At 60.7% G+C, this 23,975-nt stretch carries 24 protein-coding genes; 21 read left to right on the top strand and 3 right to left on the bottom strand.

The window, feature by feature from the left end; genetic code table 11:
- Positions 1–143 precede the first annotated feature (143 nt).
- From rho to ARUE_RS13745, 20 genes are all read left to right on the top strand, one after another.
- Positions 144–2,291: a transcription termination factor Rho gene (gene rho, locus ARUE_RS13840; protein ID WP_014922182.1), complete on the top strand. Its 2,148-nt coding sequence runs from the start codon at positions 144–146 to the stop codon at positions 2,289–2,291.
- A 253-nt stretch (positions 2,292–2,544) separates the two neighbouring features.
- Positions 2,545–3,618, top strand: a complete 1,074-nt coding sequence (gene prfA, locus ARUE_RS13835; protein WP_014922181.1) for a peptide chain release factor 1 — start codon at positions 2,545–2,547, stop codon at positions 3,616–3,618.
- A 36-nt stretch (positions 3,619–3,654) separates the two neighbouring features.
- Positions 3,655–4,527 (top strand): peptide chain release factor N(5)-glutamine methyltransferase, encoded by an 873-nt coding sequence (gene prmC, locus ARUE_RS13830; RefSeq protein WP_014922180.1) that lies wholly within the window; start codon positions 3,655–3,657, stop codon positions 4,525–4,527.
- A gap of 12 nt (positions 4,528–4,539) precedes the next feature.
- Positions 4,540–5,454 (top strand): L-threonylcarbamoyladenylate synthase, encoded by a 915-nt coding sequence (locus tag ARUE_RS13825; RefSeq protein WP_014922179.1) that lies wholly within the window; start codon positions 4,540–4,542, stop codon positions 5,452–5,454.
- Positions 5,451–6,236, top strand: a complete 786-nt coding sequence (locus ARUE_RS13820; protein ID WP_011775266.1) for a WecB/TagA/CpsF family glycosyltransferase — start codon at positions 5,451–5,453, stop codon at positions 6,234–6,236. Before ARUE_RS13825 ends, ARUE_RS13820 begins: the two co-directional genes overlap by 4 nt.
- Positions 6,237–7,193 carry a glycosyltransferase gene (locus tag ARUE_RS13815; RefSeq protein WP_014922178.1) on the top strand — a complete coding sequence of 319 codons (957 nt, stop codon included), beginning with the start codon at positions 6,237–6,239 and terminating at the stop codon, positions 7,191–7,193.
- 295 nt (positions 7,194–7,488) lie between these two features.
- Positions 7,489–8,601: an MraY family glycosyltransferase gene (locus tag ARUE_RS13810; protein ID WP_187329886.1), complete on the top strand. Its 1,113-nt coding sequence runs from the start codon at positions 7,489–7,491 to the stop codon at positions 8,599–8,601.
- A 119-nt stretch (positions 8,602–8,720) separates the two neighbouring features.
- Positions 8,721–9,212 (top strand): Cg1360 family ATP-synthase-associated protein, encoded by a 492-nt coding sequence (locus ARUE_RS13805; protein ID WP_011775263.1) that lies wholly within the window; start codon positions 8,721–8,723, stop codon positions 9,210–9,212.
- Positions 9,199–9,534: a hypothetical protein gene (locus tag ARUE_RS13800; protein WP_043470421.1), complete on the top strand. Its 336-nt coding sequence runs from the start codon at positions 9,199–9,201 to the stop codon at positions 9,532–9,534. Before ARUE_RS13805 ends, ARUE_RS13800 begins: the two co-directional genes overlap by 14 nt.
- 81 nt (positions 9,535–9,615) lie before the next feature.
- The gene (atpB, locus tag ARUE_RS13795) at positions 9,616–10,416 is read left to right on the top strand and encodes a F0F1 ATP synthase subunit A (protein WP_014922176.1); all 801 of its coding nucleotides are present in this window, start codon (positions 9,616–9,618) and stop codon (positions 10,414–10,416) included.
- A gap of 79 nt (positions 10,417–10,495) precedes the next feature.
- Entirely contained in the window at positions 10,496–10,714 is a 219-nt protein-coding gene (atpE, locus tag ARUE_RS13790) for an ATP synthase F0 subunit C (protein ID WP_011775261.1), read from the top strand.
- Positions 10,715–10,764: 50 nt separating this feature from the next.
- The gene (locus ARUE_RS13785) at positions 10,765–11,322 is read left to right on the top strand and encodes a F0F1 ATP synthase subunit B (protein ID WP_011775260.1); all 558 of its coding nucleotides are present in this window, start codon (positions 10,765–10,767) and stop codon (positions 11,320–11,322) included.
- Positions 11,322–12,149: a F0F1 ATP synthase subunit delta gene (locus ARUE_RS13780; protein WP_014922175.1), complete on the top strand. Its 828-nt coding sequence runs from the start codon at positions 11,322–11,324 to the stop codon at positions 12,147–12,149. The genes ARUE_RS13785 and ARUE_RS13780 overlap by 1 nt, the downstream gene beginning before the upstream one ends.
- 85 nt (positions 12,150–12,234) lie before the next feature.
- Positions 12,235–13,872 carry a F0F1 ATP synthase subunit alpha gene (atpA, locus tag ARUE_RS13775; RefSeq protein WP_011775259.1) on the top strand — a complete coding sequence of 546 codons (1,638 nt, stop codon included), beginning with the start codon at positions 12,235–12,237 and terminating at the stop codon, positions 13,870–13,872.
- 76 nt (positions 13,873–13,948) lie between these two features.
- Positions 13,949–14,839, top strand: coding sequence for a F0F1 ATP synthase subunit gamma (locus ARUE_RS13770; RefSeq protein WP_011775258.1), 891 nt, complete (start codon positions 13,949–13,951; stop codon positions 14,837–14,839).
- Positions 14,840–14,923: 84 nt separating this feature from the next.
- Positions 14,924–16,375 (top strand): F0F1 ATP synthase subunit beta, encoded by a 1,452-nt coding sequence (atpD, locus tag ARUE_RS13765; RefSeq protein ID WP_014922173.1) that lies wholly within the window; start codon positions 14,924–14,926, stop codon positions 16,373–16,375.
- Between the two features lies 1 nt (position 16,376).
- Positions 16,377–16,661 carry a F0F1 ATP synthase subunit epsilon gene (locus ARUE_RS13760; protein ID WP_014922172.1) on the top strand — a complete coding sequence of 95 codons (285 nt, stop codon included), beginning with the start codon at positions 16,377–16,379 and terminating at the stop codon, positions 16,659–16,661.
- Positions 16,662–16,671: 10 nt separating this feature from the next.
- Entirely contained in the window at positions 16,672–17,103 is a 432-nt protein-coding gene (locus ARUE_RS13755; protein ID WP_014922171.1) for a DUF2550 domain-containing protein, read from the top strand.
- 5 nt (positions 17,104–17,108) lie between these two features.
- The gene (locus ARUE_RS13750) at positions 17,109–18,407 is read left to right on the top strand and encodes an alpha/beta hydrolase (protein ID WP_011775255.1); all 1,299 of its coding nucleotides are present in this window, start codon (positions 17,109–17,111) and stop codon (positions 18,405–18,407) included.
- Positions 18,389–20,905 (top strand): bifunctional lysylphosphatidylglycerol flippase/synthetase MprF, encoded by a 2,517-nt coding sequence (locus ARUE_RS13745; protein ID WP_014922170.1) that lies wholly within the window; start codon positions 18,389–18,391, stop codon positions 20,903–20,905. Before ARUE_RS13750 ends, ARUE_RS13745 begins: the two co-directional genes overlap by 19 nt.
- 177 nt (positions 20,906–21,082) lie before the next feature.
- Here the strand turns inward: ARUE_RS13745 and ARUE_RS13740 are convergent, their stop codons facing one another.
- From ARUE_RS13740 to nucS, 3 genes are all read right to left on the bottom strand, one after another.
- The gene (locus tag ARUE_RS13740; RefSeq protein WP_017199737.1) at positions 21,083–21,286 is read right to left on the bottom strand and encodes a cold-shock protein; all 204 of its coding nucleotides are present in this window, start codon (positions 21,284–21,286) and stop codon (positions 21,083–21,085) included.
- 285 nt (positions 21,287–21,571) lie between these two features.
- The gene (locus ARUE_RS13735; RefSeq protein WP_014922169.1) at positions 21,572–22,816 is read right to left on the bottom strand and encodes an N-acetylglucosamine-6-phosphate deacetylase; all 1,245 of its coding nucleotides are present in this window, start codon (positions 22,814–22,816) and stop codon (positions 21,572–21,574) included.
- Between the two features lie 47 nt (positions 22,817–22,863).
- Entirely contained in the window at positions 22,864–23,559 is a 696-nt protein-coding gene (nucS, locus tag ARUE_RS13730) for an endonuclease NucS (protein WP_014922168.1), read from the bottom strand.
- A gap of 57 nt (positions 23,560–23,616) precedes the next feature.
- On the opposite strand from nucS, the gene ARUE_RS13725 reads away from it, so the two are divergent.
- Entirely contained in the window at positions 23,617–23,961 is a 345-nt protein-coding gene (locus ARUE_RS13725) for an Rv1322 family protein (RefSeq protein ID WP_014922167.1), read from the top strand.
- Positions 23,962–23,975: the final 14 nt, after the last annotated feature.

Below are 23,975 nucleotides of genomic sequence, written 5' to 3'. Positions count from 1 at the left end.
TGATGACGATCAGTATCCGGCCCTGTTGGCCATAATCCATCAGGCACGGCCCAAATCACCGGCTGCAGATCTGAACTGCAGCCCAGAACAAATCATCGCGTCCAGCTCTCGCTCTGGACGCCGTCGAGGGGGAAGGATCCTTCGTGACAGAAACCACTGAGCTGGCTTCAGCTGTGGACACAACATCTTCTGCTGCTGATTCGTCAACTGCAGCAACCACCAAGAGCAGCGGCCTTGCAGGCCTTAAGCTCGCCCAGCTTCAGGCTCTCGCGAGTCAGCTGGGCATCTCCGGGGGATCCCGTATGCGCAAGGGGGACTTGGTAACGGCCATTTCGGCACATCGCGCCGGAACCTCAACCGCCAAGGCGCCCGCCAAGGCCACCGCGACGGCAAAGGCAACTGCGGCCAAGGAAGCCCGGACCGCAGAGCCCAAGGTTGCAGCGGAAAGCAGCGCACCTGCAGAAGCAGCTGCCGAGGCCCCGGCCCAGGAAGCGCCTCGTGGTCGCGGTCGTGGCCGCAGCCGCCGCGCCACCAGTGATGGAGTGGTAGCAGCTGCTGAAGCCGCTGCAGCACCTGCCGAGTCCGCAACCGCACCGGTTGCTGAAGCTCCGGCCGCCGTTGAGACCGGCGAGGCCGCTACAGAGCGTCGTCAGCCGCGCACCCGTAACCGACGCCGTGGCGAAGCTGCCGCAGCGCCTGCTGAAGCAGCCGAAGCACCTGCCGCCGAGCAGCGCACTGAGCAACGTACTGACCGTGCGGAGCAGCGTGCCGATCGCAGTGAGCAGCGCGAGCAGCGTGCCGATCGCACCGAGCAGCGCGAGCAGCGTGCCGACCGCACTGAACAGCGTGAGCAGCGCGAACAGTCCGACTCTGGCGAGCAGCAGCGCGAACGTCGCGACAACACTCGCGGCCGCCGTGATGACAACAACGACGGCGACGACACCGGCAACCGCAGGAACCGCCGGAACCGTCGTGACCGCAACGAGCAGACCGACCGGAGCGACCGTCGGGGAGGTCAGGACAACCGTGACGGCAACACCCGCAGCGACCGCTTCCGTGATCGCAACGAGCGTCGCCGTGGCCGCGCGCAGGGACCGGACGTTGACGACGTCGAGGTTACCGAAGACGACGTCCTGCTTCCCGTAGCAGGCATCCTCGATGTCCTGGAGAACTACGCGTTCATCCGTACATCCGGATACCTCCCCGGTGCAAACGACGTTTACGTTTCCCTGGCGCAGGTGAAGAAGTACAACCTCCGCAAGGGCGATGCCGTCGTCGGTGCCATTCGCGCACCTCGTGACGGTGAAGACCGCAGCCAGCAGTCGGCCCGCCAGAAGTTCAATGCACTCGTCCGCGTCACGTCAGTCAACGGCAAGACGCCGGAAGAACTCAAGGACCGCGTCGAGTTCGCCAAGCTCGTACCGCTGTACCCGTCCGAGCGCCTGCGCCTCGAGACGGACCCCAAGAAGATCGGCCCGCGTGTTATCGACCTCGTGGCCCCGATCGGCAAGGGCCAGCGTGGCCTGATCGTCTCCCCGCCGAAGGCCGGCAAGACGCTCATCCTGCAGTCCATCGCGAACGCAATCACCACCAACAACCCTGAGGTTCACCTCATGATGGTGCTGGTTGACGAACGTCCCGAAGAAGTCACGGACATGCAGCGCACCGTCAAGGGTGAGGTTATTGCCTCCACCTTTGACCGTCCCGCCGACGACCACACCACGGTTGCCGAACTCTCCATCGAACGCGCAAAGCGCCTCGTGGAAATGGGCATGGACGTGGTGGTTCTCCTGGACTCCATGACCCGCCTGGGCCGTGCCTACAACCTGGCAGCACCGGCCTCCGGCCGTATCCTGTCCGGTGGCGTGGACTCAGCAGCCCTGTACCCGCCCAAGCGATTCTTCGGTGCAGCCCGCAACATCGAGAACGGTGGCTCGCTCACCATCCTGGCAACCGCTCTCGTCGAGACCGGCTCCAAGATGGACGAAGTCATCTTCGAAGAGTTCAAGGGCACCGGCAACATGGAGCTCCGCCTGTCCCGCCAGCTGGCAGACAAGCGCATCTTCCCGGCCGTGGACGTCAACGCGTCCGGCACGCGCCGCGAAGAGAACCTGCTCTCGCCTGAAGAGGTCAAGATCATGTGGAAGCTGCGCCGCGTCCTTTCCGGCCTTGAACAGCAGCAGAGCCTTGAACTGCTGACCAACAAGATCCGGGAGACGCAGAGCAACGTCGAGTTCCTCATGCAGGTTCAGAAGACGACGCTCGGAGCGAAGTCGGACAACGACAAATAGCGTTATCTGGGGTGGGGCCGTCGAGTAATTTTGCCGGCCCCGCCCCTTCGCGTTGCTGCTGACGTACCGCGTACGTCGGCAGCAACGCTACGACAGGCCCGATGCCACTCCCGGGCCGGCAAAATTACTCGACGGCGGTCAGGTCACCTTGGGCGTTGCCGTCACCTTCGCTGGCCGGCTTATTTGAGCGGTTGGTCGTTAAGTCACCAATCGTCGCAACTAGACTTGTCTGCGAGTCGAAAGAGGTTTGAAAATGTTTGAGTCCGTACAGGGATTGCTTGATGAGCATGCTGCTATTCAGGCGCAGTTGAGTGATCCTGCCGTTTATGCCGATCAGTCTGCTGCCAGGAAGTTGGGGCGGCGATCCGCTCAGCTTCAGGGCATTGTGGAGGCTTACAACAAGTGGCGCGGGCTCAACGATGATCTGGAAGCTGCCAAAGAGATGGCTGACGAGGATCCCGAATTCGCTGCCGAGGTTGTGCAGTTGGAGGAACAGATCCCCGCGGCACAAGAGCGGCTGCGCCGTCTGCTGATCCCGCGTGATCCGGACGATGCCCGCAACGTGATCCTTGAAGTGAAGGGCGGCGAAGGCGGCGACGAAGCTGCTTTGTTCGCCGGTGATCTTCTGCGTATGTACATGCGTTACGCCGAATCGCGGGGCTGGAAGACCGAAATGATCTCCGCAACCGAATCCGATCTTGGTGGATACAAGGACGTTGCCGTCGCCATCAAGGGCAATTCGAACGATCCCGCACAGGGCGTTTTTGCCCGGTTGAAATTTGAAGGCGGCGTTCACCGCGTCCAGCGTGTTCCCGTAACCGAGTCGCAGGGTCGTATCCACACGTCGGCTGCCGGCGTCCTGGTGCTCCCGGAAGTTGATGAGCCTGAGGAACTCGAGATCAACCAGAACGACCTCAAGATCGATGTTTACCGTTCATCCGGTCCGGGTGGGCAGTCCGTGAACACCACTGACTCCGCTGTCCGCATCACTCACTTGCCTACGGGCATCGTGGTGGCCATGCAGAACGAAAAGTCGCAGTTGCAGAACCGCGAAGCCGGTATGCGCGTCCTTCGTGCCCGTCTCTTGGCACACCAGCAGGAACAGATCGACGCCGCCAACTCCGAACAGCGCAAGTCGCAGATCCGCACCATGGACCGTTCAGAGCGCATCCGTACGTACAACTTCCCGGAAAACCGTATCGCGGACCACCGCACCGGCTACAAGGCTTACAACCTTGACGCCGTCATGAACGGCGATCTTGAACCCGTGATCCAGTCAGCCATTGAAGCAGACGAGCAGGCCCGCCTGGATGCCATCGGCGAATAACTGCCTGCCGGACAACAACCACAGCAGAGTTCATCCATGACGTTTTACCAAGGTCAGAGCCTCGCGGACGCCGTTCGCGAGGCTACTGCCGTCTTAGCCGAAGCCGGTGTGCCTAGCCCGCGTGTCGATGCCGAGTTACTTGCCGAACACCTGCTCGGTGTCGGCCTTGGCCGCCTGCGTGCCATGTTGCTCGGCGACACGCCCGCTCCGGAAGGCTACGGGGAACTGGTGGAGGAGCGTGCCGGACGGGTTCCCCTCCAGCACATCACCGGCGTCGCGTATTTCCGCCATCTTGAGTTGCGCGTGGGGCCGGGTGTCTTCATTCCCCGTCCTGAAACGGAATCGGTGGTCCAGTTGGTCATTGATCACGTCGCGGGAGTGCCCACGCCCAAGGTGGTGGACCTCGGGACGGGATCCGGTGCCATCGCCGGATCCATTGCCCATGAGGTTCCGGGCGCTGAAGTCCATGCCGTGGAGTTCAGTACCTTTGCCCACGCCTGGGCTGCGAAGAACCTCGAACCGCTGGGCGTGACCTTGGTGCAAGGCGACCTGCGGGATGCCCTCCCCGAGCACAACGGAACGTTCGACGTCGTCGTATCCAATCCGCCGTACATTCCGTCCGAAGCCATCCCCACAGAGCCTGAAGTTGCCCTCCATGATCCGCCGGAGGCACTGTACGGTGGGGGAGCGGACGGCATGGTACTTCCGACGGCGGCGGCGGCCTCAGCGGCCCGCCTCCTCAAACCCGGTGGTTTCTTCGTGATGGAGCACGCGGAGGTCCAAGCAGTATGGATCGCGGGGATGCTGGAACGCACCGGACGTTGGAACAACGTCACCACGCACTGCGACCTGAACGGCAAGGAACGTGCCACCAGCGCGATCCTGGCAAGCCCCTCTCCTGATGAGTGAAAGAATAGCGCTGTGACCACAACCTATAACTGCACTTCCGATGACCAGCGGGCTGAAGGGCTTCAGCATGCCCAACGCGCCATCAGCGAAAAGAAGTGCATCGTGCTGCCAACGGACACTGTCTACGGTATTGCTGCTGATGCCTTTTCGCCGTTGGCCGTGACCATGTTGCTGGCCTCCAAAGGTCGCAGCCGGCAGATGCCTCCTCCGGTCCTGATTCCCCGGGTCAACGCCTTGGATGGACTTGCCGCCGACGTACCCGCCGATGCCCGGGCACTGGCTCAAGCCTTCTGGCCGGGTGGGTTGACGCTGATCCTGCATGCACAGCCGTCCTTGGACTGGGACCTCGGTGACACCAAGGGCACCGTTGCCCTGAGGATGCCTGATGACCAGATTGCCCTGGAACTCCTGGGGCTCACGGGTCCCTTGGCTGTTTCCTCCGCCAACCGGACGGGCCAGGAAGCGGCACAGACAGCCTCGGAAGCGAGACTCCAACTGGCGGAGTCCGTTGAGGTCTACCTTGAAGGCGGTTTCCGTCCGATCAAGGGGACTGCTGCCCTGCCCTCCACCATTGTTGACGCCACGTCTACTCCGTTCCGGGTAGTGCGCCAAGGAGCCATTGAGCTGGAGCGGCTCCGCGAAATTGTTCCGTCGATACTGGGCATTGGCGAGACCCTTGGCGCCGCCGACACCATTCCTGCGGAGGAGCCTGCTGTGGACGACGCGGCGCCTGAAGGAACCACAGCAGCCGGCGCCGCAGAGCATACTGCGGCTGTCGATGAACCTGCTGAGGAAGCCATCGTTCCCCAAGAGAAGCCCACAACAGCGGATGACGCGCCTGTGGAAGTAACGGAAGCCGCCGCCGTCGAGGACTCAACGCTGGAAACGGTGAAGCCAGAGGCCTCAAGGGAAGCCAAGCCCGAATGATTCCGGAGCGCCAACGCGTCCCCGTCCTTGACGTCGACGCCACTCCGTTGCGCGTCAATGAGCTTATTGAGGCCATGGGCGGGCTCATCGCCTCAGGAACAACCGCCACGGTGCTTGGACACAACCTTCACAGCATCACGTTGCTTCATTCGCGCCCGGATGTCCGTTCTTTGTATGAGGGCAGTCCGATCGTCCTCTTGGATGGTGCTCCCGTTGCGATGCTCTGGGGATTCGCCCACAAGCGTCAACTCCAGCCCTTGGGTGAGGGAACAATGGCCTACCGGCTGGGTTCCATGGATTGGATCCCGGAGCTTGGAAAGGTCGAGGGTCTGGAGCGCGTGGCCGTAGTAGGCGCGGGACGCGCGGCCAATACGACGGCGGTCGCCCGGCTGCGCGCTATCGTCCCCGGTGCAACAGTGGACGGTATGCCGGGTGAGGGGTGGGACAGCGCCCTGGAAGACGCGGTGGTGGACTGGCTGACGGACTTCCGACCGCAGTTGGTCCTGATCGGACTCGGGATGCCCCTTCAGGAAACTGTCCTGCACCGTAGGCTCCCGGAATTGCCGCCCGCCCTCTACTGCGCTGTAGGAGGTGCCATTGAACAAGTTGCAGGCATCCAAAAACTGGCGCCACGCTGGCTCGGACGCTTGGGGCTCGAATGGGCTTGGCGCCTGGTCCTGCACCCGGGCCGCGTGGCCTACAGAGTTTTTGTTGAACCTTGGAAGCTGGCAGGCCTGCTGATCCGGCGCCGCTTCCAACCATCCAAGACCAAAGGCAAGTAAATGACGTCCCACCCTGTAGTGGTCGCTGTTGTAGTGACCTATAACCGGCGTGAACTCCTCCAGACAACCCTGGAAGGCATCGCTTCAGGTACCCGGGTACCGGACGCCGTCGTCATCGTGGACAACGCCTCCACGGACGGCACCGCCGAGTTCCTCCAGCAGTACCAAGGCACGGTGACCACTGATGTGGTTACCTTGAACACGAACGTGGGCGGGGCCGGGGGGTTCGTTGTCGGCATGGAACGGGCCGTACTGGACCACCGCGCGGACCACGTGTGGATCATGGATGACGACACGGAACCGCAGCCGGATGCCCTTCGCGAAGCATTGGACGTATCGGAGTCCTACCGACAGGCAGCAGGTAAGGCCCCGGCCTTTATTGCAAGCCGTGTTGTGTGGACTGATGGCCGCGACCATCCGATGAACCGCATGCGGCCGCGGATGGGAGCAAGCGAGAACGAGCGCAGCGCAGCTGCCCGGCTGGGTGCGACCCAAATCCGGACTGCATCGTTCGTTTCGGTGCTGATACGTGCTGAAGAGGTCAAACAGCATGGCCTCCCTATTGCGGACTACTTCATCTGGAACGATGATCTCGAGTACACCGCCAGGATTTCCCGCCGGGGGACCGCCTTGACCACCAACGCCTCCGTGGCCAACCACCACACCAAGGTCTTTGGCGACGCGGGAGCAGATCCGGGCCCCCGCTTCTATTATGAAGTGCGGAACAAGCTCTGGGTCTATACCCGATCGAATGCCTTGGCGCCGTGGGAAAAGGTCCTGTTCACCGGTGCTTCGCTGCGCAACTGGACCCGTACCATCGCGGCCTCGCCCAACCGCAAAGTGCTGTTGGCAGGGTTTTTCAAGGGCCTGCGGCACAGCCTGAAAGCCCCGCGTTCCAACGACCAAGTGCTCGAAGGCATCTACGCGTTGCGCAATGTTCAAGAGCCGGTTCGGTAAGACAAGAGCCGGTTCGGTAAGAGCCACGCAGCTTAACCTCAGCCAAACACGCTGGGTTTGGCGGCTGCGTCACAGGGTGGTCACGACCGTTGGCATTAGTATCGTGACAAGAGTCCACAGAAATCCCGCAACATTCGGCACAGCCGGTGCAGGCATGGCGACGGAGAAGTTCCATTTATCCAAAGACAGAATTCCACACCCTGAGCTGCGCTCAATTTCGCGGCAGTGCGCGCCGGCTGCGTGCAGTGATCCAGGTTTCCCGGTTATTCATCGGGCTGCTCTTTGGGGCCGCGGCATGATCATGTACATGCTGATGGCCCTTACGGCTGCGGTTGTGGCGTATGCCGGGACATGGGGTGCCCGTGTGGTGGGAAACAAGCTCCGTTTGTACCAACCCATCCGAAGCCGTGACATGCACTCAGCCCTGATCTCCAAACTTGGGGGACTGGGCATCTTTGTGGGCTTCTTCGCCGCGTTGGTAGTCGCGAGCAATTCCTTTTTCGTCAAGGACATTTTCAGGCACAACGATGCCCCCTGGGGGATCCTGGCCGGTGCTGTAGTGATCGTCGCCGTGGGGGTCGCGGACGATATCCTCGACATCCGCTGGTGGATCAAACTTCTGGGCCAGGCCGCGGCAGCGTTCATTGTGGCTATCTGGGGTGTGCGGATGTCTGTGGTGCCCTTCATCCCTGAACCGATTTTCCTTGAGTCCGAGGTGGTCCAGATTGTGCTGACGGCCGGCCTCATTGTCACCACCATGAATGCCGTCAACTTTATCGACGGACTGGACGGTTTGGCCGCCGGAGTCGCGATCATTGGTGGCGGAGCCTTCTTCCTCACCGCGTACTGGGTACACCGTAACAACCCATCCACGGACAACTCGGATCTCGCAACACTCCTGATGGCCATCCTGGTTGGCAGTTGCATCGGGTTCCTGCCGCATAATTGGTTCCCCGCCAAAATCTTCATGGGAGATTCCGGGGCAATGCTTATCGGCTTGCTCATGGCTTCCGCCGGTGTTGTGGCCACTGGACAGATCGGGTCCGGCCTCTACGACCGCGCCAACGGTATCCCCACGATCGTTCCTATTTTGCTTCCTTTCGCGGTACTGTCCCTTCCCCTTCTTGACCTGGGGATGGCTGTTGTCCGCAGAACAGCCAGAGGCCAATCGCCGTGGTCGGCTGACCGCGGGCACCTCCACCACAAGTTGGTGGACCTCGGATACTCGCACCGCAGCGCCGTCGTCATGCTCTATGTGTGGACGTGCATTCTTGCCTTCGGCGGTGTCGCCTTTGCTGTGTTCCCATGGCAAATCGTGCTCATCGTGGTCATAGCGGCAGCGCTGGTCATGGCCGCCGTAACGGCGTGGCCCTACTTCACCCGGAACTCCACGCGGCCTGGGGAGTAGTTGTGACGGCCGGTTATGGTCACAGTTCTATCTCATGTAGAATTCTTTCTGCGGACAGTCACTCGCCCGTAACCCCACTTTGAGAATATGGCACCTGTGCCACGAGGATTGGTATCCCCATGACATCCAACGCCGAAACCGGACGCCCGTCCGGTAAACGTGGTGTTGGATCTGTTGGTCAGCCGTCCTCGTTGTGGCTCCGGTTGCTTCTTCTTAGCGCTGCAGCAGCAGTAGCGGCCACGGCCGTCACCTGTGTGATCGCAGCCTTCATCAATGGCGGGCAGGGCGCGCTTTCAGCCGCGTTCGGTGCCGTGCTGGTCATGCTCTTCTTTGGGATCAGCCTCCTGATCGGCCACTTCGTTGGCCGTAACAACCCCTCCGGTGCAGTCGGCCTCTTTGTTGCGACGTATTTCATCAAGGTGGTCGGATTCGCCGTTGTGCTCTTTGTACTCGGCGCTCCGGAATGGCTCCACGACCGTTGGTTCCTCATCGGCGCCGTGGTCACCGTCGTCTTCTGGCAAGCCGCCGAGATCTATGGCTTCAGCAAGGCCCGCCTGCAGATCTACAACGATCCTGCTGAGCAGAAAGGCGGCCCGGATGTCCCCGCGTAAGCGCTATTCACGCCCGGCTGTGACTGATCAGCAAGCTGCCAACCGCAATGAATCCGCGGAAGCCGGAAACGACGGCGGATACAACGCCGGCATTGCCGTCTTCAGCTACATCATTGGCGGGATCATTGTCTGGAGTTTGATAGGCTGGGGTCTGGATAATCTGTGGGGGACCCGCTGGATTGTGCTCCTTGGCGCTCTGCTGGGAGCCGCAGGAGGGTTCTATCTTTCCCATATGCACGGCCTCACCAGACAAAGCTCCTCTTCTGGCGAGAGCAACGCAGACAGCGGTCCGTCCACGGACGGGGACAGTAATGCCAAATAATTTCACAAGGAATGCAGATGCGTCCAACGCGTCCGGATTCCAACCAATGCCCAATGATGGACACAGCAGAGAGGAAACGCGTTGATCGCGCTTGCGCTCCCCGCCCAGGATTCGGGGTCATTCACCCCACCCGGAATCGACGAAATGCACCTGCCGGCAATCCTGCCTTGGGGTGCGCACGATGGCTTCTCCAAGCAGATGTTGCTGGTGATCCTATCGGTCGTCATTATCGCTACATTCTTCATCCTCGCTGCACGTAAGCAGCAGCTGGTTCCCGGCAAGCTGCAGTTCGCAGGCGAGATGGCCTACGGCTTCGTCCGTAACGGCATCGCCAAGGACATCATCGGCGGCAAGGACTTCATCAAGTACGTCCCGCTGCTGTTCAGCCTGTTCTTCTTCATTCTGGTGAACAACATCTACGGCGCCATCCCGGTGATCCAGCTTCCGAGCTTCTCGCACGTAGGCGGCGCCTACGTCATGGCCGGCATCGTGTACTTCACCTGGATCATCATCGGTATCAAGAAGAACGGCCTGAAGTACTTCAAGCTCGCCACAGTTCCGTCCGGTGTTCCGTGGTACATCCTGCCGATCGTGGTACCGATCGAAATCATCTCCAACTTCCTGGTCCGCCCCGTCACGCACAGCCTCCGTCTGTTCGCGACCATGCTGGCCGGCCACTTGATCGTCATGCTCGCCGGTTCCGGCATCGAGTTCCTTATCATGCAGGAGAACGTCCTGCTCAAGGGCGCATCGGTACTGGTACTGGTAGGCGCCGTGGCCATGTACATGCTCGAAGCACTGATCATGGCCCTGCAGGCTTACGTGTTCACACTGTTGACCGCGATCTACATCGAAGGCGCCCTGCACGCCGACAGCCACTAGGCTCCCAAAACTTCCCCTCGCGGGGATGAAGCAACCCAAACAACCTGCCGCACGGGCGGCATCTTGAAAGGAAGAAAAAATGGAAGGCACCATCAACGGCTCCCTCAACCTCATCGGCTACGGTCTCTCGGCCATCGGCGGTGGTATCGGTGTGGGTCTCGTGTTCGCCGCGTACATCAACGGTGTTGCACGTCAGCCGGAAGCTCAGCGTGTGCTGCAGCCGATCGCGTTCCTTGGTCTGGCACTGACTGAAGCTCTCGCCATCCTCGGCCTGGTCTTCGCTTTCGTTCTTTCCTAGTCCTTAGAACCAAGCGAATCCCAAGCACGAGTAGATAGGACGGGTGAAATATGAATCAGCTGATCATCTCAGCCGCCACTGAAGGCGCTGCGGAGGCTAATCCGCTCGTTCCCAACGTCTGGGAAATGGGCGTAGTCCTCGTGGGCTTTGCGGTCCTCATGTACATCGTGGTCAAGTTTGTTGTCCCGATGTTCGAGAAGACCTTCGCAGAGCGCGCCGAAGCAATCGAAGGTGGCATTGCAAAGGCCGAAGCGGCCCAGGCGGAAGCTTCTGCAGCTCTTGAAGAGTACAAGCAGCAGCTCACCGATGCCCGTGCCGAAGCCAACCGCATCCGCGAAGAAGCACGCGCCGAAGGCGCCCAGATCCTCGCGGACCTGAAGGCAAAGGCTGCGGCAGAATCTGCGCGCATCACTGAGCAGGCACACGCTGCCATCGAGTCGGAGCGCCAGGCAGCTGTTGTCTCGCTTCGCTCCGAGGTTGGCACTTTGGCCACTACGCTGGCCGGCCGCATCGTTGGGGAAGCACTCACCGACGACCAGCGCGCCGCACGCGTTGTGGACCGCTTCCTTGCAGATCTGGAGACCCAGAGCGCAGGTGCAGCTAAGTAATGGCAGGTATATCGAGCGAATCGCTGACCACAGCACTGGCGCAGCTGGAAGCCAAGCTTCCCTTCGCCTCGCTGCAGTTGGCTAAGGACCTCTTCGGAATCCTGGGAACGGTGGACAGCTCGGCTGGCTTGCGCCGCGCCCTGACTGACCCGTCCCGTTCCGGTGACGAGAAGTCGGCGCTGGTCAAGCAGCTGGTTGGCGGAAAAGTCTCCGCTGATGCTGCTGAGATTGCAGGCGGATTGGCCAGCTCGCGCTGGGCATCGGCACGCGATATCGGCGATGCACTCGAGACGCTTGCTGCCACGGTTGTCATTGCCGTAGCTGAAAACAAGTCGGCCGTTTCTGCCTCCGGTATCACGGGGCTGGAAGAGCTGGAAAACGATCTGTTTGCCTTCAATCAGGCCGTCGCCTCCAGCCACGAGGTACAACGTGCTCTGTCTGAGCCGCAGGCATCTCCCGCGGCGAAGATTGCACTGGCCGAGAAGCTTGTTCCTGGCAGCAGCGAGGAAGCAAAGGTTCTCATCAGCCAGGCAGTTACGCAGCCGCGCGGTGTCAAGCCGAGCAAGCTTGTCGATTCATTCGCCAAGCTTGCAGCCAAGCGTCAGCAGCGCTGGATTGCAACTGTCAGCGTTACCCGTCCGTTGACGGAAACGCAGGCCAGCCGTCTGCAGGCCGGGCTGGATGCCCTGTACGGCCGCGAACTGAAGGTCAACGTCAATGTTGACCCCGCACTGATCGGTGGAATCCGCGTGCAGGTGGGTGACGAAGTGCTCGACGCTTCGGTTATCGCCCGTCTGACCGAACTCCGCCGCCAGCTCGCTGGCTAGCGAAGACAAAGCACAACTTAACTGATATAAAACCCGGTCATCGTGAGCAACGATGATCACGAAAACAGGAGAGCAGGGACTGCAGATGGCCGAATTGACCATCAACGCCGACGACGTCCGTAATGCGTTGAACGAGTTCGCGGCGTCCTACGAACCCGGAAACGCAGAGCGCGTAGAGGTTGGTCGTGTGACCACCGCAAGTGACGGCATCGCCCGTGTTGAGGGTCTTCCCTCGGTCATGGCGAACGAGCTGCTTCGCTTCGAAGATGGCACGCTGGGCCTGGCCCAGAACCTTGACGTCCGCGAGATCGGTGTCATTATCCTCGGTGACTTCACCGGTATTGAAGAAGGCCAGGAAGTTCACCGTACCGGTGAGATCCTGTCCGTCCCGGTTGGCGATGCCTTCCTGGGTCGCGTCGTCGACCCCCTGGGCCAGCCGATCGATGACCTCGGCGAGATCAAGGCCGAAGCCACCCGTGCCCTGGAACTTCAGGCTCCGGGCGTTACCGAACGCAAGTCGGTTCACGAACCGATGCAGACCGGCCTCAAGGCTATCGACGCCATGATCCCGATCGGCCGTGGCCAGCGTCAGCTGATCATTGGTGACCGCCAGACCGGCAAGACCGCCATCGCCGTGGACACCATCATCAACCAGAAGGCCAACTGGGCTTCGGGAGATGTCACCAAGCAGGTACGTTGCGTCTACGTCGGTGTTGGCCAGAAGGCTTCCACCATCGCAGCCGTTCGTCAGACACTCGAGGATCACGGCGCACTGGAGTACACCACCATCGTGGCGTCCCCGGCATCTGACCCCGCCGGCTTCAAGTACTTGGCACCGTATGCAGGTTCGGCCATCGGCCAGCACTGGATGTACGGCGGCAAGCACGTTCTGGTGATCTTCGATGACCTGTCCAAGCAGGCCGAAGCCTACCGCGCCGTATCCCTGCTGCTGCGTCGTCCGCCGGGACGCGAAGCCTACCCGGGTGACGTTTTCTACTTGCACTCCCGTCTGCTGGAGCGTTGTGCCAAGCTCTCTGACGAGCTCGGTGCAGGTTCGATGACCGGTCTGCCGATCGTTGAAACCAAGGCAAACGACGTTTCTGCCTACATCCCGACCAACGTGATCTCCATTACCGATGGCCAGATCTTCCTCCAGTCGGACCTCTTCAACGCCAACCAGCGTCCCGCTGTTGACGTTGGTGTGTCCGTGTCCCGCGTTGGTGGCGCTGCACAGGTCAAGTCCATGAAGAAGGTCTCCGGTACCTTGAAGCTGGACCTGGCTCAGTACCGCGACATGCAGGCATTCGCTATGTTCGCCTCTGACCTGGATGCTGCTTCCCGTCAGCAGCTGACCCGTGGTGCACGCCTGATGGAACTGCTGAAGCAGGGCCAGTACTCACCGTTCCCGGTTGAGAACCAGGTTGTCTCCATCTGGGCCGGTACCAACGGTTACCTGGACGACGTTCCGGTTGAGGACATCAGCCGCTTCGAGTCCGAGTTCCTGGAGCACCTCACGCACAAGTCCTCCATCCTGACCACGCTGGCACAGACCAACGTCCTGGATGACGACACCGCTGCAGCCTTGAAGGAAGCAATTGTTTCCTTCAAGAAGGGCTTCTTCGGCGAAGGCGACAACCACTTGGTTGGCGCTGGCCACGAAGAGCACGCAGCGATCTCCGGCGGCGACGTCGACCAGGAAAAGATCGTCAAGCAGAAGCGCTAGTTTCGATAACCTGCTCTGCCGGGGTCCGCAAGGGCCCCGGCAGGGCAGCACATCGGGAACTTAGGAAAGGATAAGTATGGGAGCCCAGATTCGGGTCTACCGTCAGAAGATCAGCTCGACGACGTCGATGCGCAAGATCTTCAAGGCGATGGAACTGATCGCTACCTCGCGCATCGGTAAGGCCCGCGCCCGCGTAGCAGCTTCACTGCCTTACGCGAACGCGATTACCCGCGCCGTTTCTGCTGTCGCAACTCAGAGCGAAATCGACCACCCGCTGACCACCGAGCCGGAGCAGATCCGCCGCGCCGCAGTCCTGATCATTACATCGGACCGCGGCCTTGCAGGATCCTACTCCGCGAGCGTGCTCAAGCAGGCTGAAGGTCTCACCGAGCTTCTTCACGCAGAAGGCAAGGAAGTCAAGGCGTACCTGGTTGGCCGCAAGGCGCAGGCGTACTTCGATTTCCGCAACCGGTCCTACGCCCGCGTATGGACTGGTGGCACGGACGCACCGGAATTCGAAACCGCGCAGGAAGTCGGAGCTGCACTTCTTGAAGACTTCTCCACTGACTTCGAAGAGGGCGGCGTGGACGAGATCCACGTTGTGTACACCCGCTTCAAGTCCATGGTGACGCAGGAGCCTACGGTCATCCGTTTGCTCCCGCTGGAGGTCGTCGAAGAGGAAGCAGCCTCGGAATCCGAGCTGTTGCCGTTGTACGAGTTTGAACCGGAAACAGAGCAGGTGCTTGACGCACTGCTTCCGCGTTACATCGAGTCCCGCATCTTCGCAGCCATGCTGCAGGCCGCAGCTTCCGAGCTCGCAGCCCGCCAGCGCGCTATGAAGTCGGCCGGTGACAACGCTACGGATTTGATCAAGAAGTACACGCGCCTTCGCAACACGGCCCGCCAGGCCGAGATTACGCAGGAGCTTTCCGAAATCGTGGCCGGCGCAGACGCCCTCGCGTCCTAGCCAGCAACGGATTCGGCTCGAAGCCGCACCTGCACCAAACAGATAAACTTAACCCCACGCCATCTACTGAGTGAAGTGAGAGAGATGACTGCCACTGCTACCGAACACGTAGCTACGGCCGGTGCCACCGGCCGCATTGCCCGTGTTATTGGTCCGGTTGTCGACGTCGAATTCCCGGCTGACGCAATCCCCTCGATTTACAACGCTCTGACCACTGAGATCACTCTCAACGGCCAGACCAAGACCATCACGTTCGAGACGTCACAGCACCTGGGTGACAACCTCGTTCGCGCCATCTCCCTGCAGGCAACCGACGGCCTCGTCCGCGGTACCACCGTGCAGGATTCCGGTGCTCCCATCTCCGTGCCCGTTGGCGACGGCGTCAAGGGCCACATCTTCAACGTTCTCGGCAAGCCGCTGGACGTCGAAGAGTCGGAGATCAAGGCAGACGCCTACTGGCCGATCCACCGCAAGGCTCCGTCCTTCGCTTCCCTCGAGGGCTCTACGGAGATGCTCGAGACCGGCATCAAGGTCATCGACCTTCTCACCCCGTACATCAAGGGTGGAAAGATCGGCCTGTTCGGCGGCGCCGGCGTTGGCAAGACCGTTCTGATCCAGGAAATGATCACTCGTGTTGCCCGCAACTTCGGTGGTACTTCGGTATTCGCCGGTGTTGGCGAGCGTACCCGTGAAGGTAACGACCTCTGGGTTGAAATGGAAGAGGCAGGCGTTCTCAAGGACACCGCCCTTGTATTCGGCCAGATGGATGAGCCGCCGGGAACGCGTCTGCGCGTGGCCCTGTCTGCCCTGACCATGGCGGAGTACTTCCGCGATGTCCAGAACCAGGACGTGTTGCTCTTCATTGACAACATCTTCCGCTTCACGCAGGCAGGTTCGGAAGTTTCCACTCTGCTCGGCCGTATGCCGTCCGCTGTGGGCTACCAGCCGAACCTTGCTGACGAGATGGGTCTGCTCCAGGAGCGCATCACGTCCACCAAGGGTCACTCCATCACGTCGATGCAGGCTATCTACGTGCCGGCTGATGACTACACCGACCCGGCTCCGGCAACGACCTTCGCACACCTCGACGCGACCACGGAACTTTCCCGTGAAATCGCATCCCGTGGTCTGTACCCGGCCGTTGACCCGCTGACGTCCACCTCCCGTATTCTGGATCCCCAGTACATCGGCAAGGATCACTACAACACGGCAGTCCGTGTCAAGCAGATCTTGCAGAAGAACAAGGAACTCCAGGACATCATCGCCATCCTCGGTGTTGACGAACTGTCTGAAGAGGACAAGATCGTCGTGTCGCGTGCACGTCGTATCCAGCAGTTCCTCTCGCAGAACACCTACACCGCCAAGCAGTTCACCGGCGTCGAGGGCTCCACCGTGTCCATCAAGGACACCGTTGAAGGCTTCACTGCCATCTGCGACGGCGAGCTTGACCACATCGCAGAGCAGGCGTTCTTCAACGTCGGCGGCCTGGATGACGTCGAGCGCAACTGGGCCAAGATCCAGGAACAGACCAAGTAGTATGGCTGAGCTCGAGGTTGAGATTGTCGCAGCGGACCACTTCGTGTGGTCCGGTGCGGCCAAGATGGTGAAGGCCCGCACCAGCGATGGTGAAATCGGAATCCTGCCGGGCCACTCGCCCCTTCTGGCCATCATGGCCGCGGGCGAGCTGGCAATCCAGCCGGTTTCCGGTGATCGCATTGCGGTGGTTGTTGACGGTGGATTCTTCTCCGTGGACAACGACCGCGTGGTGATTGTTGCTGACAACGCCAAATTGGGCGAAGCGGCTACAGCGGGGATCCGATAGCACGACCTTGATGGACGATTCCCTCATTCCGTTCATCGCCCTGGCAACAGCGTTTACGTTGCTGATCATTTCACTGTGCCTTTTCGGGGTGCGCCGCTTCAATCTGCGGCGCGCCCTGGGCACGGTCGACGCCTCCATTTGCATGGCTGGAAACAGCTGGCAGATGGGGGTTTGTCGTTATCAGGACAACGAGCTCGAGTGGTTCCGCCTGATGTCCCTCAGCGTCATCCCTAAGCACAAGTTCAAGCGCAGCTCGCTTGAACTGCTTGGCCGCCGCCAGCCCACGGAAGATGAACTCGTCAGGATACAGCCCGGCGTCGTAGTGGTGGAACTGCAGTACGAAGGTAAAGAGTTCATGCTCGCCATGAATTTCGACGCCTACGCTGGTTTGTCCTCCTGGCTCGAGGCCGGGCCGGTCATCGGCGTCGGAACCTGGCGTTAGGCGCCATGGACTTTCTTTCGGACGTGAGTCTGGTGGATGGGCCGTTCCTCTGGTTCAGCATCGCCTGTGGTGCGGCCGGAGGGGCCTACCTTCTCTGGCGTCGACGACGTTCCTGGTTGCTGCTCGTCCTGGCCAGCCTGGTGGTCTCCATAGGCGCTGTGGCGCTGATTCATTGGGTCCTTGTGGACCTTACCGCCACGTTTTCTGAGAATCTGCCTTTTGAGACTCTGGCCTGGGCGGTTCCTGCTGTCGCGGCTGTGCTCCTGTGCGCCGCGCGCTTCCCCCAAAGTTCCTGGCGCGGCCGCTCGCTCAGTGTGGCCGCAGTGCTTGGCGTTGTGCTCCTCTGCGTGGTTCAGATAAATCTCTATTTTGGACTGAACAACACCGTCTCGGACTTATTGGGTACGGCGGTAGCGCGCATACAGCCTCTCGAAGCAAGCCTTAAGCGCGCTGCGGACGCGAAGCCCGGCCCTGCTCTTTCCGCATGGAAAGCTCCGGATTCCATGCCCCGCAACGGCATCATGCGCAAAGCCGGGATTCCCGGTACTGCTTCCGGGTTTACTGCTCGGGAGGCCTATATCTACTTGCCGCCGGCCTATCAGACGGTGCCTCGTCCAAGCCTTCCTGTGCTTGTACTCTTCGCTGGGCAGCCGGGCGGTCCTGCGGACTGGCTGTCTGGTGGCCAGCTCCGCACGCTCCTGGACAAGTTCGCCGAAGCACACCAGGGGATCGCCCCTGTCACCGTGGTGGTGGACCCCAACGGCTCAGCCAACGCCAACACTATGTGCATGGACAGCAACATCGCCTCCGTGGACACCTATCTTTCACAGGATGTGCCGGCGTGGATCACTGAGACGTTGAATGTCTCCAAGGATCACAAGCAGTGGGCAGTTGGCGGTTTCTCCTTTGGCGGTACTTGCGCCATGCAGATGGGAACCTCACACCCGGATGTGTACGCGTCCATCCTGCCTTTCGCCGCCGAGCGGGAACCCGCTCTCGCCAAGGATAGAAACAAGACCATTTCGGACTCATTCGACGGCGATGTTGAAGCTTTCGAATCCAGGACTCCCTTGGTGCTGATGGAGCAGCGCAACTTTGCCGGCAGCGGGGTGTATCTGGTCTCGGGTGAAGCTGACCGCGAGTTCACCGACTACATGCATGAGCTTGCTGACGCGGCAAGAAATGCCGGTTTTGAAACCGAAGAACATGCCATTCCCCATGCCGGGCACTCCTGGGACGCAGTGATACGTGGAATGCCTGGTGGACTCGATTTCCTGGCTGCCCGATGGGGGTTGCCGCGGTGAGCCTTGCCCTGAAGGGTGTGATCGAGCCAGCTATGGGGCAGGCGGGCCGGCATCTGCGGTCCACACCGTTCACTCTGCTGGTTCTTGCCCTTTTTGTGGGCCTCTCGTTGGTATCCGCGAGCTTCCTGACGGGGCCACCTGAGCCTTGGCTTCCGGTGGCAAGTGTGTCGCTGGAGGGTCTGCGGTCGGGGGATTGGTGGTCTATTTGGACATCGTTGTTCTTCACCACCAATCCGTTGGCTTATGTCACGGCCGTTCTCATGATCGTGTTTCTCCTTGGCCCGGCAGAGCGACACCTGGGCTCGCTAAAGACCGCGGGGGTGTTCTTCGGCAGCCAGTTCGCTTGCATCTCGGCGTTCTTCCTTGTGACCCAAGTGGCGCAGTACGCCGATGACGGGTGGCTCTCCGGGATGGCTGATATCCGCCTGATTGGATCCTACGGCGCAGTTCTGGCCACCGCTTTGGCCGCCAGCGCCCTCCTGCCCACTTTGTGGCAGCGGCGCCTGCGCACTGTGGTGCTCTCCATCTCCGTGCTGCTGGTGCTCTATGTAGGACACGCAGAGACGGTGGTCGGCTTCCTGGGCGCGCTGATCGGCTTGCTCACCGGGTGGTGGATGCAAAGCAGCCAAGGTCATCTCCACCTTCACCGGTCAACCAGCCGTGAGGTCAGGAACCTCCTCTCACTGACCATGGCAATCTTCGCTGTGGGTCCTATCGTGACCGCTGCAGCCAAAAGTCCATCCGGGCCTTTGGCTCTGTTGCGGGACGTCATCCTCAACCCCCTACCTACCCTGAGCCAGCTGGAAAGCAACTGCGGGGGCACCATCGATGTCGCTTGCCTTGAGATTGCCCGCCAGGGGTACACAGGTCCGTTCGGCTTGGCTCTGGCGGTGGTGCCGGTGGTCTTGCTCCTGATTTGTGCCGACGGCATGAGGCGGGGACGCCGGCTGGCGTTGGGGATTGCCATCGGCGTGCAGTTGGTGGTAGTCGTCTTGTCCACGATCTACCTTGGCCTCTTCGCCGGTATGCCGCGACCGGTGGGCCGCCCCCATGTGGGAATGCTCAACTCTGCTGTGGTTCACATCATTCCGCTTGTGCTGGTCCCCTTGGCCTTGGCACTTCTCCTTTTCGCGTACCGGGGCCATTTCCGGGTGGTGACTTCGGATCACCTCCGCCGGAAAGTGTTCTGGCTGGTTGGCCTCACCGGGGGAGGGCTTAGCCTGGCTTACACCGTGGTGTGGTTGGCATCGGGCGGCTTGGTTCGCGACGGCGGAATGCTGGGTTTGGCGGCTGAGCTCGCCAGACAGTATCTCCCGGTTCCGCTTCCTGGTGTCTACCGGAAGGTTTTCGCCGAGCGTGACGTAGTGGAAGTCTTCCTCTTTTCTTACTCGGGGACGGTGTTTTGGCTCGTCGCGTTGCTTGGTGTGTGGATGCTTCTGATCCGCGGGCATCACACCGGGGGACTTGACCTTCAGGCGCGCCAAAGGGCCCGTGCCCTGGTGAAGCGCGGCGGAGATTCCTTGTCATGGATGGCTCTCTGGGAGCCGAATAAGTACTGGTTCGCTCCCGACGGCACCGGGGGAGTGGCCTACCAGCAGCACAGCCACGTGGCGTTGACGTTGGCGGGTCCCTTCGGACCACGGCAGCACCATTCGACCACCGCGAAAGGCTTCCTGGAGTACTGCTCACAGCATGCGCTGACACCATGCCTCTACTCCTGCACGGACAAGCTCTGGCCTATGCTGCAATCACGTGGATTCCGCCGCGTCTCGGTTGCCCAAGAGACACGGCTGCGGATAAGGGGCCTGGAGTTCAGGGGCAAAGAGTGGCAGAACGTCAGAACATCTCTCAACCGTGCCGCGAAAATGGGGATCACGGCAAGCTGGGGTCGGTACTCTGACCTTCCGCATGGGGTGCGTGCCCAGGTGAGTGAGGTCTCAGAGGAGTGGGCAGCGCAGAAAAAGATCCCGGAAATGGGCTTCACCATGGGCGGCTTGGACGAGTTGGATGACGACGACGTCCTGTGCTGCGTTGCTGTGGATGACACGGGCTTTGTCTACGGTGTGACCAGTTGGCTTCCTGTCTATGAGGATGGCGCGGTTGTCAGTTGGACGTTGGACTTCATGCGGCGGCGAGGCGATGCCTTCCCGGGAGTCATGGAGTTCCTGATCGCTTCCGCCGTATTGCATCTGCGGGATTCCGTGGAGCTGATTTCTTTGTCCGGTTCGCCCTTGGCCCGGGAAGAGAGCGAAATCGAGCAGCGGGCTAAAGGCCTGGCCGGAATACTGGAGGTGGTTGGGCAGGCCTTGGAACCTGTTTACGGATTCAGGTCGTTGGCTTCTTTTAAGTCGAGATTCCAGCCCGAGTACAGAACGCTGTACATGTATTATCAGGACCCGCTGCATCTTCCTGCAATAGGACGGGCGCTCAGCAGGGCTTACCTTCCGGGATTGTCAGTCCGGCATTCCGCGCGGCTGCTCCGGAGCTTGGTTGGTTGAATTGTCAACACCTATTTGGAGGACCCTTTTGGTATTTCTTCAAACTTAGTAACAAGCCTTGTTGACAAGCTCATATTCCGGCTTGCATTCCTGATGTTAAGACACGTTGACCCCGGCTCGAAAGCCAGGGTCAGCGTGTTTGTTGGACCTGCCACAAGCAAAGGTCAACGGGTAAGACTAGACCACCGTAACGCCGGTTGCCTGGGGGCCCTTAGCTCCCTGACCGATCTCGAACTGAACGCGCTGGTTCTCATCGAGGGTCTTGAAGCCACCGGTCTGGATCTCGGAGTAGTGAACGAAAACGTCTCCGTCCGCGTCATCCGGGGTGATGAAGCCGAAGCCCTTTTCAGCGTTGAACCACTTGACGGTTCCCAGTGCCATGTATTTCTCCTCATTGTGGAACATCAGTCCGATACACCTCGTACCGGGTTTGTTACTCCGCGAGAAGACCTGAATACCATCCAAGCCGGGGCTTGATTGATTCGCAGGAGCTTCACGCTCGCAACTGGTCTTGCGAGCATGAAAACCACCTACACAAAGACTGCTACAACACTTTCACGAGCTATGCCGGAGGTCAACGGTGTTTTGGGCAATTCAGGAAAATTTTCGGTAAAAAGAAGGTAACGTCGGCCTCTGGAATTCATCAGGGCCGTTTTCCCGGTGCACCTAGGACAACCACTGGCCATTGCGCATTACGCCCGTCAGTTCCAGATCCTCGTTTGTTACAACGACATCGGCTCGCAGGCCCCGTCGAAGCCCGCCTATTTCGTCGGAAAGTCCCAGAACGGCGGCCGGAACCGCCGTCGCTGAGCAAATCGCATCGGGAAGCGCGACGCCGGCTGCCACCGTTTTGCTGACGACTTCCAGGAGGGTGGAGGTGCCTCCGGCGATGGATCCTGTGGCATCCAGTGTGGCCACACCACCACTGACGGTGACGGGAGACGGGCCGAGCATGTAGTTTCCATCGGCTAGTCCTGCTGCAGCCATGGAATCCGTCACCAACACAATATTCCCGGCTCCCACCAACTGGAAGACGGTGGCTACCGTGCTGGGGTCCAGGTGGGTTCCGTCTGCGATGAGTTCAACAACTGCCTTTCCCTCCTGGGCCATGCGCAGACACGCAGCAACGGGACCAGGGGCGCGGTGATGCAGGGGAGGCATCCCATTGAAAAGGTGCGTGACCGTAGGGAGTGAGCTCACGCCGTCGAACCCTGCTGACTCGAGCCCCTCGCGGGCGGCAGCCAGCGACGCCGTAGCCGTAGCGTCGTCGCAATCCGTGTGCCCCAGCGACGGTGTGACGCCATGCGATGTCATCAGGTCCACCAAGGCAGATGCTCCCGGAAGCTCTGGCGCATAGGTCATGGTGGCGAGCTTGCCGGCCGCGGCGCCCACGAGCTCGTCCATCAACTCAAGGTCGGGTTCCAGCAAGTAATCAGGATTCTGGGCCCCGCACCGGGCGTGGGAAAGGAAAGGGCCTTCAAGGTGAATGCCCGCTACCAGGCCTTCGTCCACGAGCTTCACGTAGAGTTCAATGCCGCGGAGGAGGTCGGCCCGTGGAGCGGTGACCATGCTTGCAAGGAACGTCGTGGTTCCGGACCGATGCAGAAACTCCACAGCCTTGCGCGCCGAGGCTTCTTCGCCGCTGGGGAAATCGCCACCGTTGCCGCCGTGGCAGTGAACGTCCACAAGGCCGGGGAAGAGATAGCTTCCGCTGGGAATTCCCAAACGGATTGCGCTCTGAAACCCTTCGAATTCTTCGGGATCGAAACCATTGGCCGGTCCCGCATAGGCGATCCGGTCCCCGTCCACGGCAACCAGGCCGTCTTCCACCACCTCGCCGTCGCTGACAAGCGTTCCTCTGATGATCTGATGGCTTGGAGCGGAGGAGGGAAAACGGGATGCGGCAGTCATGATTCTGATTCTAGTGGCCTGCGGCACACACTCTCGAAGACGGGAATTCAGAAGAGCCGCGACTCGCTGTCGTCCACGCCGCGCATGGCGTCATAATCCAGAGTGACGCAATCGATACCGCGATCGTTTGCCAGTACTTTCGCTTGGGGCTTGATTTGTTGGGCGGCGAAGATCCCCCGCACCGGCGCCAGCAGGGGATCGCGGTTGAGCAGTTCGAGATACCGGGTGAGTTGCTCGACGCCGTCGATGTCTCCACGGCGTTTCAGCTCAATGGCAACGGTGGCACCGGCAGCGTCCCTGGCCAGAATGTCTACAGGACCAATGGCTGTGAAGTACTCGCGGCGTATGAGGGAGTAGCCGGACCCCAGAAGCTCGATTTGCTCGGCCAGCAACCTTTGAAGATCTGCTTCGACTCCGTCCTTGATCAGGCCGGGATCGGTGCCGAGCTCGTGCGAGGTGTCGTGCAGTTGCTCGTAGATGTTGATGATGAGGCGATCATCCGTTTTGGCGGACTGAACAGTCCACTGTTCCACCACCCCTTCCTCCACTTCGGTCTCCTCCGGTGAGGTCACCCGAAGGGTCGCAGGGGGGCTCATCCAGTTCAGCGGCTTGTAGGAGCCGCCGTCGGAATGCACCAGCACCGAACCATCAGCTTTGACCAGCAGGAGCCGGGTAGCGAGGGGAAGATGGGCCTTGAGGCGGCCAACGTAATCAACAGAACAACGGGCTATGACGAGTCGCACCCGCCCCACATTACCGTCTCACCATCTGCAACAGCATGGCTGGGGCAGAATGGAAGCATGCCCCGCTCCAACCGTCCTCGTCGCAACGCGTCCAGCACACGCTCCGGCAACACCGGAGGCAAGTGGACGGAACCGACGCCGGAGCTGGACCTTGAGCGTGCGCGTGGGGGAATTGCCAGGCGCGAAAGCGCGCCGGATGGGGACTGGATGGTGCGCACCATGACGGCCAAGAAAGCAGAGAAGCAATACATCTGCCCTGGTTGTTCTACCGCGATCATGCCCGGAATAGCGCACTTGGTGGTGTGGTCGGACAGCCATCTCTTCGGCCAGGCCGCGGGCTTGGCTGAGCGCAGGCACTGGCACACCAATTGCTGGACTTCACGGACGTACCGCTACCGCTGATTCCCTTAGGCTTG

It is taken from the genome of Arthrobacter sp. Rue61a (assembly GCF_000294695.2).
GTDB lineage: Bacteria > Actinomycetota > Actinomycetes > Actinomycetales > Micrococcaceae > Arthrobacter > Arthrobacter aurescens_A.
This window is presented reverse-complemented; position numbering and strand designations above follow the sequence as displayed.